Source organism: Pseudomonas sp. TR47, from assembly GCF_044143025.1.
Classification (GTDB): domain Bacteria; phylum Pseudomonadota; class Gammaproteobacteria; order Pseudomonadales; family Pseudomonadaceae; genus Aquipseudomonas; species Aquipseudomonas putida_E.
In genome coordinates this window covers 1-12,926 of record NZ_JBHFCS010000043.1, presented here as the reverse complement: position 1 = coordinate 12,926, position 12,926 = coordinate 1, and the positions used below count along the sequence as shown (strand labels likewise).

Below are 12,926 nucleotides of genomic sequence, written 5' to 3'. Positions count from 1 at the left end.
GGCTTGCGCCAGCGCCTTGGGAACCTGCACCCACCTTAGGGTAGAACCGCGCCAACACTCAAGCCCTGAAGCCTAAGTTTCACGCGAACTTCCGACGGTTGGAGAGCATGGTTCCAAGTATAGTGAAAGTTATTAGTCAAGGCGGTAAGAATTACCGCCTTATACCCACTACCTGAAACTTCGGTTATTAACCACGCGGTGCATAGGCAAACACATCCGCACGCATGCGGTGCGCATCCATACCGGCCTCGACCAGGGCATCGAGCGTGGCATAAACCATGTTTGGTGAACCACTGGCATAAACATGAACTGTATTGAGGTCTTGCACGTCCTCGCACACGGCCTCGTGCAACATGCCGCAGCGGCCTTCCCAGCCACACAGGTCGCTCACCACCTTGTGCAGGAACAGGTTGGGCAGACGCTCCCATTCGTCCCAGTGCTCGATGGCGTAGAAGTCTTCAGGGCGTCGCACGCCCCAGTAGAGGTGCACCGGGTGCTTGAAGCCCTGGGCGCGGCAATGCTCGACCAGGCTGTGCATCTGCCCCATGCCGGTCCCCGCAGCGATGAGCACCAGTGGCCCATCGGGCAGCTCGGCCAGGTGGGTGTCACCGAATGGCATTTCGATGCGGGCGATAGGGTCACGCTGCAGTTGCGCCAAAAGCTGACGGGCGCTGTCTTCGCGGACCAGCACGTGAAGCTCAAGGTCGCGCCCACTGTGGGGGGCAGACGCCAGGGAGAAGGCAGCCGGCTTGCCGCCCTCGCGCTCGATCATCAGATACTGCCCGGCGTGATAGCGCAGGGGCTTGCCAGCCGGCGCGCGCAAGCGCACGCGCCAGACGTCGCCCCCCACCTCTACGCATTCAATGACGCTGCATGCCAGCTTGCGCACTGGCAGCTCGCCCAGGGCCAGCACACCATCCCAGAGCAGCACGCAGTCCTCCAGCGGTTCGGCGATGCACGTGAACAGCTCACCATGGTCGCGCACCTCACCGTTCTGGCGAACGCGACCTTCGACCAACAATGCGGCGCACACATGGCAATTGCCATTGCGACAGCTGTTCGGGCAGTCATAGCCCAGCCGCCGCGCTCCATCCAGGATCCGTTCCCCGGGTTCGAGCGCCAGCACCGCCCCGGACGGCTGCAACGTTACCTGCATCAATCTATTCCCAACTGGTCCCACAACTCATCGATGCGGCGGGTGACGGCCTCGTCCTTGACGATGACCCGGCCCCATTCGCGTGTAGTCTCGCCCGGCCACTTGTGGGTGGCATCCAGGCCCATCTTCGACCCCAGGCCCGATACCGGCGACGCAAAGTCCAGGTAATCGATCGGCGTGTTGTCGATCATCACCGTATCACGCTTGGGGTCCATGCGCGTGGTGATGGCCCAGATCACGTCATTCCAGTCACGGGCGTTGATGTCGTCGTCGGTTACGATAACGAACTTGGTGTACATGAACTGTCTCAGGAACGACCACACACCCAGCATCACGCGCTTGGCGTGGCCCGGATACTGCTTCTTCATCGTCACCACCGCCATGCGGTACGAGCACCCCTCCGGCGGCAGGTAGAAGTCGACGATCTCCGGGAACTGCTTTTGCAGGATCGGCACGAACACTTCATTGAGCGCCACGCCGAGGATGGCCGGCTCATCTGGCGGCCGGCCGGTATAGGTGCTGTGGTAGATCGGTTTTTGCCGGTGGGTGATGCGCTCGACGGTGAACACCGGGAAGCTGTCCACTTCGTTGTAGTAGCCGGTGTGGTCACCATAGGGGCCTTCCGGAGCCATCTCCCCCGGGTGGATCACACCTTCAAGGATGATCTCGGCGGTAGCCGGCACCTGCAGGTTGCTGCCTCGGCATTTGACCAACTCGGTGCGGTTGCCACGCAAAAGGCCGGCGAAGGCATATTCGGACAGGGTATCGGGCACCGGCGTGACGGCGCCGAGGATGGTTGCCGGGTCGGCACCCAGGGCAACGGCGACAGGGAACGGTTGGCCGGGGTTCTTCTCACACCATTCGCGATAATCCAGGGCACCGCCGCGGTGGCTCAACCAGCGCATGATGACTTTGTTGCGGCCGATGACCTGCTGGCGATAAATGCCCAGGTTTTGGCGGTCCTTGTTCGGGCCGCGGGTCACGGTAAGGCCCCAGGTGATCAGCGGCGCCACGTCGCCCGGCCAGCAGTGCTGGATCGGCAGCTGGCCTAGGTCGACATCATCACCCTCGACCACCACCTCCTGGCAAACGGCATCCTTGACCACCTTCGGCGCCATGGACACGACCTTCTTGAAGATCGGCAGTTTCGACCAGGCATCCTTGAGGCCTTTCGGCGGCTCCGGCTCCTTGAGGAAGGCCAGCAGCTTGCCGATCTCGCGCAGCTCCTCGACCGACTCGGCGCCCATGCCCATGGCCACCCGCTGCGGGGTGCCGAACAGGTTGCCGAGCACCGGAATGTCGAAGCCCGTGGGCTTTTCGAACAACAACGCCGGGCCCTTTGCACGCAGGGTGCGGTCACACACCTCGGTCATTTCCAGGACGGGGGAGATCGGGACCTGGATGCGCTTGAGTTCACCGCGCTGTTCCAGGCCACGAATGAAGTCGCGCAAGTCGCGATACTGCATGCATGAGCCTCGTGTTGGCCGTATCGGTCGGGGTGCAGAGTGTAGCGCCGTTCAGCGCTCAATGGCCAAAAATGACTTGGGGCCGCTCCGCGCCCCATCGCCGGCAAGACGGCTCCCACAAGGATCGCAGAGGACCTGTAAGAGCCGGCTTGCCGGCGATGGGCTGCGAAGCAGCCCCAATCACTGCCAGCCTGAAACGCTTACTTGCGCTTCATCGACAGGAAGAACTCGTCGTTGGTCTTGGTCTGCTTGAGCTTGTCGACCAAAAACTCGATGGCGGCGATCTCGTCCATCGGGTGCAGCAGCTTGCGCAGGATCCACATGCGCTGCAGTTCGTCATCAGCAGTCAGCAGCTCTTCACGGCGGGTGCCCGAGCGGTTGATGTTGATGGCCGGGAACACACGCTTCTCGGCGATGCGACGGTCCAGGGGCAGTTCCATGTTGCCGGTACCCTTGAACTCTTCGTAGATCACTTCGTCCATCTTCGAGCCGGTTTCTACCAGCGCGGTGGCGATGATGGTCAGCGAACCGCCTTCCTCGATGTTACGCGCAGCGCCGAAGAAACGCTTCGGCTTCTCCAGGGCGTGGGCATCGACACCACCGGTCAGCACCTTGCCGGAGCTCGGGATCACGGTGTTGTAGGCACGCGCCAGACGGGTGATGGAGTCCAGCAGGATGACCACATCCTTCTTGTGCTCGACCAGGCGCTTGGCCTTCTCGATGACCATTTCGGCAACCTGCACGTGGCGGGTTGGCGGCTCATCGAAGGTGGAGGCAACCACTTCACCGCGCACGGTGCGCTGCATTTCGGTCACTTCTTCCGGGCGCTCGTCGATCAGCAGAACGATCAGGTGGCACTCGGGGTTGTTACGGGTGATGTTGGCCGCGATGTTCTGCAGCATGATCGTTTTACCCGCTTTCGGCGGGGCGACGATCAGGCCACGCTGGCCCTTGCCGATCGGCGCGCACAGGTCGATGACGCGGCCGGTCAGGTCTTCGGTGGAACCGTTGCCGGCTTCCATCTTCAGGCGCTTGTTCGGGAACAGCGGCGTCAGGTTTTCGAAGAGGATCTTGTTCTTCGCGTTTTCCGGGCGATCGAAGTTGATCGTGTCGACCTTGAGCAGCGCGAAGTAACGCTCCCCTTCCTTCGGCGGGCGGATCTTGCCGACGATGGTATCGCCGGTACGCAGGTTGAAGCGGCGGATCTGGCTGGGCGAGACGTAGATGTCGTCAGGGCCGGCCAGATAGGACGCATCAGCCGAACGCAGGAAACCGAAACCATCCTGGAGAATCTCCAGCACGCCGTCACCTGAGATCTCTTCGCCGCTTTTCGCGTGCTTTTTCAGCAGGGCGAAAATCACGTCCTGTTTGCGCGAACGGGCCATGTTTTCGATGCCCATCTGTTCGGCCATTTCCAGCAGATCGGTAATCGGCTTTTGCTTGAGTTCAGTCAGGTTCATAAGGGGAATGACGTAATCATGTATGAAGGGAGGATTAAGCTTCTGGCTTAATGAAGCCGCGCCGCTAGAAGGCGATAGGATCGCGCACAGATTCTAATTAGGAGTGCGTCGGCGACGGCGTGCAGGGGGCACTGGAGAAACAGTGCGAGGCCGAATGTAACACTTGCTTTTTTCGACGTCTAGTGGGTTGGAAAAGAAAAAGCCCCGGAATTTCCGGGGCTTTTTCACATCACAGGTGGGCGTCGAGGAAAGCGGCCAGCTGGGATTTGGACAGGGCGCCGACCTTGGTGGCCTCGACGTTGCCGTTCTTGAACAGCATCAGCGTCGGGATGCCACGCACGCCGTGCTTGGCCGGGGTTTCCTGGTTATCGTCGATGTTCAGCTTGGCGACGGTCAGTTTACCCTCGTAGGTGGTGGCGATGTCGTCCAGCACCGGAGCGATCATCTTGCATGGGCCGCACCATTCAGCCCAGTAGTCGACCAGCACCGGGCCTTGGGCTTGCAGGACTTCGGCCTCAAAGGTGGCGTCGGTGACGTGTTTGATAAGATCGCTGCTCATGGATATCTCCAGGGTCGTAAGCAAAAAACGTGGCCCATCATAGCCGCACCCACGCGCTACAGGAAGTCGCGGACGATTGAGTGTCACTATAGTTGTGCAAGACGCCACGAATCGAAACTGTCACAGAAGTGTCATAGCATCGACTGGCACATTGCCTTGCATCAAGCCCTGGCGAGTCGCGCGTTGGCGGCAGCCTGCTAACGTGGCACGATTGCCGGGTTACCGACCGAGACTACTCAGATCATGCCGCATACCTTAGCGAAGAACCTGTCCCTGATTGCCGCCATCGACCTGGGCTCCAACAGTTTCCACATGGTCGTGGCCAAGGCTCACCATACCGAGATCCGCATCCTGGAGCGGCTCGGGGAAAAGGTTCAGCTCGCCGCTGGCATCGACGAAGCACGCATGCTCAGCGAAGAAGCCATGGTCCGGGGCCTGGAATGCCTGAAGCGCTTTGCCCAGCTGATCAACGGCATGCCTGCGGGGGCCGTGCGCATCGTTGGCACCAACGCCCTGCGCGAGGCGCGCAACCGCAACGAATTCATCCAGCGTGCCGAAGTGATCCTCGGCCACCCCGTGGAAGTGATCTCCGGCCGCGAAGAAGCGCGCCTGATCTACCTGGGCGTGTCCCACACCCTGGCCGACACCCCTGGTAAACGCCTGGTCGCCGATATCGGCGGTGGCAGCACCGAGTTCATCATCGGCCAGCGCTTTGAGCCGCTGCTGCGTGAAAGCCTGCAGATGGGCTGCGTCAGCTTCACCCAGCGCTATTTCCGCGATGGCAAGATCACCCCGGCCCGCTACGCCCAGGCCTACACTGCCGCGCGCCTGGAGCTGATGAGCATCGAGAATGCCCTGCACCGCCTGACCTGGGATGAAGCGATAGGCTCCTCCGGGACCATCCGTGCCATCGGCGCCGCAATCAAGGCCGCTGGCCTGGGCAATGGCGAGGTCAACGCCGACGGTCTGGCCTGGGTCAAACGTAAGCTGTTCAAGCTGGGCGAGACCGACAAGATCGACTTCGACGGGGTCAAACCCGACCGCCGCGCCATCTTCCCGGCCGGCATGGCGATTCTCGAGGCGATTTTCGACGCGCTGGAACTGCAACGCATGGACCATTGCGATGGCGCGCTGCGTGAAGGTGTGCTGTTCGACCTGCTTGGCCGCCACCACCACGAAGACGTGCGCGAACGCACCCTGAACTCGTTGATGGAGCGCTACCACGTCGATCAGGGCCAGGCTGCGCGCGTCGAGCGCAAGGCGCTGCACGCCTTTGACCAAGTGGCCAAGGCATGGGGCCTTGAAGAGGGTAACTGGCGCGATCTACTGGGCTGGGCAGCCAAAATTCACGAAATTGGCCTGGACATTGCCCATTACCACTACCACAAGCATGGTGCCTACCTGATCGAGCACTCCGACCTGTCGGGCTTCTCGCGTGAAGACCAGCAGATGATGGCGCTGCTGGTACGTGGCCACCGCCGCAACATCCCCAAGGACAAGTTCGCCGAACTGGGCGATGAAGGCGTGAAACTGCTGCGCCTGTGCGTACTGCTGCGCTTCGCCATTCTGTTCCACCACATCCGTGGCACCCAACAGATGCCCAAGGTGCAACTGCAGGCCGCAGACAATAGCCTCGACGTGGCCTTCCCGGCCGGCTGGTTGGAGCAGAACCAGCTGACCCAGGCCGACTTCGCCAACGAGGCGGAGTGGCTGGCCCGGGTCAACTTCGTCCTCAGCGTACGTTAAGTACCGGGTTGCTCAGGCGCTCCAGCAGGGTCGCCTGGGCACTGCGCGGGTTCTGGTTGCCGGTCGGGCTACTGCGCACATAGCGCCCGTCGGGCTGCAGCGTCCAGGCATGGGTGTTGTCGGTCAGGTAGCCTTCCAGCTCCTTCTTCACCCGCAGCAACAGCTTCTTGCCTTCCACTGGGAAGCAGGTCTCGACACGCTTGTCGAGGTTGCGCTCCATCCAGTCGGCGCTGGACAGGTAGATCTGCTCTTCGCCGCCGTTGAGGAAGTAGAACACCCGGGTATGCTCCAGGAAGCGGCCGATGATCGAGCGCACCTGGATATTGTGCGAAACCCCCGGGATACCTGGGCGCAAGCAGCACATGCCACGCACAACCAGGTCGATCTTCACGCCCGACTGGCTGGCCTTGTACAGGGCCTTGATGACCTTGGCATCGGTCAGCGAGTTGAACTTGGCGATGATGTGCGCGGGTTTGCCTTCCAGGGCGAACTGGGTTTCCCGGGCAATCATGTCGAGCATGCCCTTTTTCAGGGTGAACGGCGCGTGCAGCAGTTTTTTCATGCGCAGGGTCTTGCCCATGCCGATCAACTGGCTGAACAGCTTGCCGACGTCCTCGGTGAGGGCATCGTCGGAGGTCAGCAGGCTGTAGTCGGTGTACAGGCGAGCATTACCGGCGTGGTAGTTACCGGTGCCCAGGTGGGCGTAGCGGACGATCTCGCCCTGCTCGCGGCGCAGGATCAGCATCATCTTGGCATGGGTCTTGAACCCAACCACGCCATAGATCACCACGGCGCCGGCAGCCTGCAGGCGGCTGGCCATCTGCAGGTTGGACTCTTCGTCAAAGCGCGCGCGCAACTCGATCACCGCGGTGACTTCCTTGCCGTTTCGTGCTGCATCCACCAGCGCGTCGACAATTTCCGAGTTGGCGCCGGAGCGGTACAGCGTCTGACGAACGGCGAGCACGTGCGGGTCCTTGGCGGCCTGGCGCAGCAGGTCGACCACGGGGGTGAAGGACTCGAACGGGTGCATCAGCAGGATGTCCTGCTTGCTGATGACACTGAAGATGTTGTCGGCGTTGACCAGCAGCTTGGGGATCGCCGGGGTGAACGGCGTGTACTGCAGCTCCGGGTGGCTGTCCAGGCCGGTGATGCTGAACAGGCGGGTCAGGTTGACCGGGCCGTTGACCTGGTACAACTCGCTCTCGCTCAGGCTGAACTGCTTGAGCAGGTAGTCGGACAGGTGCTTGGGGCAGGTGTCGGCCACTTCCAGGCGCACGGCATCGCCGTATCGGCGCGAGAACAGCTCACCGCGCAGGGCGCGCGCCAGGTCGTCGACTTCTTCCGAGTCCAGCGCCAGGTCGGCGTTACGGGTCAGGCGGAACTGGTAGCAACCCTTGACCTTCATGCCCTGGAACAGGTCGTCGGCATGGGCGTGGATCATCGAGGACAGGAACACGTAGTTGTCCCCAGGGCCACCGACCTCTTCCGGCACACGAATGACCCGCGGCAGCAGGCGCGGTGCCGGGATGATCGCCAGGCCCGAATCACGACCGAAGGCATCGACCCCTTCGAGTTCTACGATGAAGTTAAGGCTCTTGTTCACCAGCAACGGGAACGGGTGCGTCGGGTCGAGGCCGATCGGGGTGATGATCGGCGCAATCTCGTCACGGAAGTAGCGGCGCACCCAGGTCTTGAGCTTGGGCGTCCAGTAACGGCGGCGGATGAAGCGGATCGCGTGCTTTTCCAGTTCCGGCAGCAGCACGTCATTGAGGATGGCGTACTGGCGCTCCACTTCGGTGTGCACCAGCTCGCTGATGCGCGCCAGCGCCTGATGCGGCTGCAGGCCGTCGGCTCCGGCCTGTTCACGAGCAAAGTTGATCTGCTTCTTCAGGCCCGCCACGCGGATCTCGAAGAATTCATCGAGGTTGCTGGAGAAGATCAGCAGGAACTTCAGGCGCTCGAGCAGCGGGTAGGACTCATCCAGCGCCTGCTCCAGCACGCGGATGTTGAACTGCAGCTGCGACAGCTCGCGATGAATGTACAGGCTGCTGTCGTCCAGGCTCGGGATGGCGATGGCCGGCGCGGGGGCAGTATGCACGGGCGCGGGGGCAGCGGCCTCTACTGCAGGCTCCGGGGCCTCTGGCAGATCCGGCGGGGTCTGCACCATCTCTTCGGGGACTGCCTGAGCGTCCTTGATCGCGACAGGGGTTAGCACTTCATTATTCATCTGGCGTTCCTGGAGGACGTTAACGCCCTATCATCAATTGAGCGGGACGATAAGCGGCCATTATGACGTCTGTGTTACATCTATAGGCAAGCCCGCGACTTGTGGCTGAAGCCATTGTCCTTGTACGAATTGTTCACGTCGAGACGCATCTGGACACTTTCACGAACGCGCGTGAAGGGGTAGGCTGCGCGTTCATTTCGCCAGCACCTCAGAAAATGCTTCAACAATTCCTGCAGGATTTCGGCTATTTTGCCCTTTTTCTAGGCACCTTCTTTGAAGGCGAGACCATCCTGGTGCTTGCAGGATTCCTTGCGTTCCGCGGGTACATGGACATCAGCCTGGTGGTGATCGTGGCATTCTTCGGCAGCTATGCCGGCGACCAGCTGTGGTACTTCATGGGCCGCCGCCACGGGCGCAAGATCCTCGCGCGCAAGCCGCGCTGGCAGGCCATGGGCGACCGCGCGCTGGAACATATCCGCCGCCACCCCGACATCTGGGTACTGAGCTTCCGCTTCGTCTATGGCCTGCGCACGGTCATGCCCGTGGCTATCGGCCTGTCCGGCTACCCACCCCGCCGTTATCTGCTGCTCAACGGCATCGGCGCAGCCGTCTGGGCCTTGGCCCTGGGCGCAGCCGCGTACCACTTCGGCGCCATTCTTGAAGGCATGCTGGGCAACGTGAAGAAGTACGAGCTATGGGTGCTCGGTGGCCTGCTGCTGCTCGGCGCCCTGCTGTGGCTGCGGCGGCGTTTTCGCACCTTGCGCGCCGAGCGCAAGGCCGCGGCACAGGCCCAGGCCGCCGAGGCTGAGCAGGCTGTAAAGCGCGAGCAGGGCCCAGACCAAGGGCGTAACAACCCCTAAGCCCAGAGCGCCAGCCAGATACAGCGCAGGCACATTCAACAACAGGCGCGCCAGCTCCAGGCGCCCTGCCCACGGCCGGTTTTCCAGGGCCGCGCCCAGGGCGAACAAACCCAGCGCCATCACCGCCCAGCCAAGCACCAGGGCCGCCGTCGGCACCTGCTCTGCAACGCCCATCAAGTAGCTGCCCAATGCCACGTATACGGCGAACTGCAGCACCACATAAACCTGCTGCGCCCGCCCCAGAGCAACCTCGAACTTACGGAACAGCGCCAGGTTCTGCTTGGCCTGTGGATAACGCGCGGCCACATCCGCCGGCCGCCAGCCAGTGGGCATGAACCAGATACGCAGTTTGTCCCACAGGCTATCGGTGCGCCGGGCATCGTCCCAGAGCTGGGCATAGAACTGCAGGTTGGCCCACAACGGGTTCCAGCTGGCCAACGGCGTGGTCACGCCAAACACCACCGGCTCGGCCGGGTCTTCTTCCTTGAAGGTGCCAAACAGACGGTCCCAAAGAATGAACACACCGCCGTAGTTGCGATCCAAGTAAACAGTATTTTGCGCATGGTGGACGCGATGGTTGGACGGTGTGATCAGTATCCATTCGAGCCAGCCCAACTTGGGAATGTGCCGGGTGTGCACCCAGAACTGATACAGCAGGTTGAGCGACGCCACGGTAATGAACACCCATGGCGGCACGCCGACCAGCGCCAGCGGCAGGTAGAAGATCCACGAAAAGAGGAAGCCGCTACTGGTCTGGCGCAACGCGGTGGTGAGGTTGTACTCCTCGCTCTGGTGATGCACCGAATGGGCTGCCCACAGCACATTGCGCTCATGCCCCAAGCGGTGCAGCCAGTAATAGCAGAAGTCGTACAGCACGAACGCCAGCAACCAGACCCAGACGGCGTGGTCCGGCAGGTGCAGCAGCGCCAGATGCTCCCACGCCAGTGCATAGGTCACCAGCCCTGCCCCCTTGGTCAGCAGCCCGGTACTGGTGGACAGCACGCCGGTGCTCAGGCTGTTGATCGAATCGGCCACGGTGAAATTGCGCTGGCCGCGCACACGGTCGGCGACCAATTCAACCGCGATCAGCACGAAAAAGAACGGTACGGCCAGCAGAATCAAGTCCATGGACAGCTGCCTCGAAGGGTATCCACACAGATTAGGATGCACCCACGGCAACCCCTATGGCCACATCTGCCAAACTAGAGGACATTTAGCGCCTCGACACTGGAGTAATGAGCATGACGAAAAAAGTAGCGGTGATTCTTTCCGGCTGTGGCGTCTACGATGGCGCCGAAATCCATGAAAGCGTGATCACCCTGCTGCGCCTCGACCAGCGCGGCGCACAGGTGCAGTGCTTCGCGCCGAACATCGCGCAGATGCACGTGATCAACCACCTCACCGGTGAGCAGATGCCTGAGTCGCGCAATGTGCTGGTGGAATCGGCGCGCATCGCCCGCGGCGAGGTCAAGGACATCAGCGAGGCCAGGGCCGAGGACTTCGATGCGCTGATCGTGCCGGGTGGTTTCGGGGCGGCGAAGAACCTGTCCGACTTTGCCGTCGAAGGTAGCGATTGCACGGTCAACCCGCAGGTACTGGCCTTGGCCGAGGCCTTTGCCGAAGCTTGCAAGCCGGTTGGCCTGATGTGCATTTCACCGGCACTGGCGGCCAAGATCTACGGCCCTGGCGTGGTTTGCACCATCGGGAACGATGCCGATACTGCTGCGGCGGTGACCAAGATGGGTGGCACCCATGAAGAGTGCGATGTGCATGACATTGTCGAGGACACCCAGCGCAAGCTGGTGACCACGCCGGCGTACATGGTGGCCAAGTCGATCAGCGAGGCGGCTAGCGGCATCTACAAGCTGGTGGATCGCGTGCTGGAAATGACCCACGAGGCTGACTGATCAGCCCTTGGCCAAGCGGGCCAGAATACGATCCAGCGCATTGGCGAACGCCTGCTTTTCGCGTTCGCCATAAGGCCCCTGCCCTCCGCCGGCCTGGCCCTGCTCGCGCAACTCGGTAAACAGGTTGCGCACTGCCAGCCGGTCGCCCATGTTGCGCTCGTCGAATTCATGGCCACGCGGGTCCAGCGCCGCTACCCCCTTCTTGATCAGGCGGTCGGCAAGCGGCACGTCGCTGCAGATGACCAGCTCACCTGGCACGGCGTGCTCGACCAGGTAATCATCGGCGGCATCCATGCCGCTGGGTACCACGATCAGCCGCACAACGGCGAAGGCCGGTTTGGCCACGGCCTGCCCGGCCACCATTACCACCTCGAGCTTGCGCTTGAGGGCGAATTTGACGATCAGGTCCTTGGCTGCCTTGGGGCAGGCGTCGGCGTCGATCCATATGCGCATTGCATTTTTCCTCTTGAAGCAGGAAGGGCGTTGCCCGATGCCGTTCAGTTGAGCGATTTGGGGCCGCTTTGCGGCCCCGAAACGGCCATGTTACTCGTCCCGGCGAAAGAAACACGCAATGGCACATCTATTTCAATGGCCCTGTGCAGTTGCAGAAGCAGCAATCGCAACAAATGGAGCCTGCGAAGCCTCAGTGAGCCTCGTTCATCCCCCGCTCCAGATCATCGATCAATGCCTTGGCCATCTCGCTGAGAATCCGCGCCGCGCTGCCAGCGATGCGGTCGTTTTCCATTTCTGCTTCGGTGGTGAGGTGGCGGATGCAGCCGAGCAGTACGGAAAGCTGCGAGAACGCATGATCGAACGGGACATCAGGCCTGAGGCTGAACAGGTCGAAGGTTTCTACGCCTGCCGTTGATGCTTGGTTGAGGCCCTCGCTCATTGTGACGCTCCTTGCGCACCGGCGTGCTCGTTCAGCGCATTGATCATCCGGCACAGCAGGCGGATGTTCATGCCCATGGCGTCACGCACAGGGCCTTGCGGGCTGTCGAGCAGCACGCTGGAGGTCTGTTTGATGGTCAGGGTCAAAGCGCAGATGAGTGCGTTGCACTCTTGGGTGTTGGGCGGTTCCGGGAGCGAGATGGCGGGAGGGTCGAGCAGAAGCAGGGCGGATGAAGGTGGGTCTGGGACGAGCTTTTTCATGGCGGATCTCCGTATGTTGGGCTGACCTGCCTTCCTCCTCGTCTCACGGATTTGGGTGGCAGTCGTGCACGGGGTGAGACCCGGGACATACGGTAACCCCGGCCAGACCGAAGCCTGCCCGCGCACGACCGCCATGGAGCGGCGCTACCGAATGTGAACCGGGTGTCTCACGCCCGATCGCCTTGCGAGGCGACCCGAGGACATTATTCCCGGAGCGCTTGCCAGCCAAGACGGCACCTTCCGATAGGCGTCGTAGGATAAGTCGCCAGAGTGAAAAAACTGAAGCATTTGGTTTCAGGTTCAGAAATGTCTTACGGCTTGCGACTGCTGCGAGGGCTTTGCCCTCGATCGCCGGCAAGCCGGCTTGTATGGTAGGACTCGAAGGGGTGGGTG

11 protein-coding genes and 1 pseudogene are annotated in these 12,926 nt (G+C 61.8%); 3 read left to right on the top strand and 9 right to left on the bottom strand.

Translation table 11 applies throughout. The annotated features are described in order from the left end of the window. Positions 1-187 precede the first annotated feature (187 nt). The 4 genes from ACEWE8_RS25585 to trxA all read right to left on the bottom strand — a co-directional run bounded on the left by ACEWE8_RS25585 (position 188) and on the right by trxA (position 4,641). Positions 188-1,156 (bottom strand): CDP-6-deoxy-delta-3,4-glucoseen reductase, encoded by a 969-nt coding sequence (locus ACEWE8_RS25585; protein ID WP_046788191.1) that lies wholly within the window; start codon positions 1,154-1,156, stop codon positions 188-190. Next, complete coding sequence (ubiD, locus tag ACEWE8_RS25580) at positions 1,156-2,622, bottom strand: 4-hydroxy-3-polyprenylbenzoate decarboxylase (RefSeq protein WP_046788190.1); 1,467 nt, start codon at positions 2,620-2,622, stop codon at positions 1,156-1,158. The genes ACEWE8_RS25585 and ubiD overlap by 1 nt, the downstream gene beginning before the upstream one ends. A gap of 200 nt (positions 2,623-2,822) precedes the next feature. Beyond that, positions 2,823-4,082, bottom strand: coding sequence for a transcription termination factor Rho (rho, locus tag ACEWE8_RS25575; protein WP_003253661.1), 1,260 nt, complete (start codon positions 4,080-4,082; stop codon positions 2,823-2,825). A gap of 229 nt (positions 4,083-4,311) precedes the next feature. Beyond that, positions 4,312-4,641 (bottom strand): thioredoxin TrxA, encoded by a 330-nt coding sequence (gene trxA / locus ACEWE8_RS25570; RefSeq protein ID WP_012316792.1) that lies wholly within the window; start codon positions 4,639-4,641, stop codon positions 4,312-4,314. A gap of 243 nt (positions 4,642-4,884) precedes the next feature. On the opposite strand from trxA, the gene ppx reads away from it, so the two are divergent. After that, on the top strand, positions 4,885-6,387 hold the full coding sequence (ppx, locus tag ACEWE8_RS25565) for an exopolyphosphatase (protein WP_046788189.1): 1,503 nt from the start codon (positions 4,885-4,887) through the stop codon (positions 6,385-6,387). On the opposite strand, the gene ppk1 is transcribed toward ppx, so the two are convergent. Continuing rightward, on the bottom strand, positions 6,374-8,554 hold the full coding sequence (ppk1, locus tag ACEWE8_RS25560) for a polyphosphate kinase 1 (protein ID WP_371928099.1): 2,181 nt from the start codon (positions 8,552-8,554) through the stop codon (positions 6,374-6,376). The genes ppx and ppk1 overlap by 14 nt on opposite strands. 275 nt (positions 8,555-8,829) lie before the next feature. Here ppk1 and ACEWE8_RS25555 point away from each other — a divergent pair, with 275 nt between their 5' ends. Further along, entirely contained in the window at positions 8,830-9,474 is a 645-nt protein-coding gene (locus ACEWE8_RS25555) for a DedA family protein (RefSeq protein WP_080952215.1), read from the top strand. A 501-nt stretch (positions 9,475-9,975) separates the two neighbouring features. Here the strand turns inward: ACEWE8_RS25555 and ACEWE8_RS25550 are convergent. After that, positions 9,976-10,602: pseudogene (locus tag ACEWE8_RS25550) on the bottom strand (sterol desaturase family protein); the annotation flags it as partial. Between the two features lie 113 nt (positions 10,603-10,715). On the opposite strand from ACEWE8_RS25550, the gene elbB reads away from it, so the two are divergent. After that, positions 10,716-11,381: an isoprenoid biosynthesis glyoxalase ElbB gene (elbB, locus tag ACEWE8_RS25545; protein WP_046788185.1), complete on the top strand. Its 666-nt coding sequence runs from the start codon at positions 10,716-10,718 to the stop codon at positions 11,379-11,381. On the opposite strand, the gene ACEWE8_RS25540 is transcribed toward elbB, so the two are convergent. The 3 genes from ACEWE8_RS25540 to ACEWE8_RS25530 form a co-directional block, all read right to left on the bottom strand. Beyond that, positions 11,382-11,834 (bottom strand): YaiI/YqxD family protein, encoded by a 453-nt coding sequence (locus tag ACEWE8_RS25540; RefSeq protein WP_367904081.1) that lies wholly within the window; start codon positions 11,832-11,834, stop codon positions 11,382-11,384. A 190-nt stretch (positions 11,835-12,024) separates the two neighbouring features. Then, positions 12,025-12,273 carry a DUF3077 domain-containing protein gene (locus tag ACEWE8_RS25535; RefSeq protein ID WP_115273150.1) on the bottom strand — a complete coding sequence of 83 codons (249 nt, stop codon included), beginning with the start codon at positions 12,271-12,273 and terminating at the stop codon, positions 12,025-12,027. Next, entirely contained in the window at positions 12,270-12,533 is a 264-nt protein-coding gene (locus tag ACEWE8_RS25530; protein ID WP_367904082.1) for a hypothetical protein, read from the bottom strand. Before ACEWE8_RS25530 ends, ACEWE8_RS25535 begins: the two co-directional genes overlap by 4 nt. Positions 12,534-12,926: the final 393 nt, after the last annotated feature.

What these genes read in the sequence shown, in the direction of transcription:
- ACEWE8_RS25585 (WP_046788191.1), bottom strand. Translation starts at nt 1,156, where the DNA reads ATGCAGGTAACGTTGCAGCCGTCCGGGGCGGTGCTGGCGCTCGAACCC.
- ubiD (WP_046788190.1), bottom strand. Translation starts at nt 2,622, where the DNA reads ATGCAGTATCGCGACTTGCGCGACTTCATTCGTGGCCTGGAACAGCGC.
- rho (WP_003253661.1), bottom strand. Translation starts at nt 4,082, where the DNA reads ATGAACCTGACTGAACTCAAGCAAAAGCCGATTACCGATCTGCTGGAA.
- trxA (WP_012316792.1), bottom strand. Translation starts at nt 4,641, where the DNA reads ATGAGCAGCGATCTTATCAAACACGTCACCGACGCCACCTTTGAGGCC.
- ppx (WP_046788189.1), top strand. Translation starts at nt 4,885, where the DNA reads ATGCCGCATACCTTAGCGAAGAACCTGTCCCTGATTGCCGCCATCGAC.
- ppk1 (WP_371928099.1), bottom strand. Translation starts at nt 8,554, where the DNA reads ATGGTGCAGACCCCGCCGGATCTGCCAGAGGCCCCGGAGCCTGCAGTA.
- ACEWE8_RS25555 (WP_080952215.1), top strand. Translation starts at nt 8,830, where the DNA reads ATGCTTCAACAATTCCTGCAGGATTTCGGCTATTTTGCCCTTTTTCTA.
- elbB (WP_046788185.1), top strand. Translation starts at nt 10,716, where the DNA reads ATGACGAAAAAAGTAGCGGTGATTCTTTCCGGCTGTGGCGTCTACGAT.
- ACEWE8_RS25540 (WP_367904081.1), bottom strand. Translation starts at nt 11,834, where the DNA reads ATGCGCATATGGATCGACGCCGACGCCTGCCCCAAGGCAGCCAAGGAC.
- ACEWE8_RS25535 (WP_115273150.1), bottom strand. Translation starts at nt 12,273, where the DNA reads ATGAGCGAGGGCCTCAACCAAGCATCAACGGCAGGCGTAGAAACCTTC.
- ACEWE8_RS25530 (WP_367904082.1), bottom strand. Translation starts at nt 12,533, where the DNA reads ATGAAAAAGCTCGTCCCAGACCCACCTTCATCCGCCCTGCTTCTGCTC.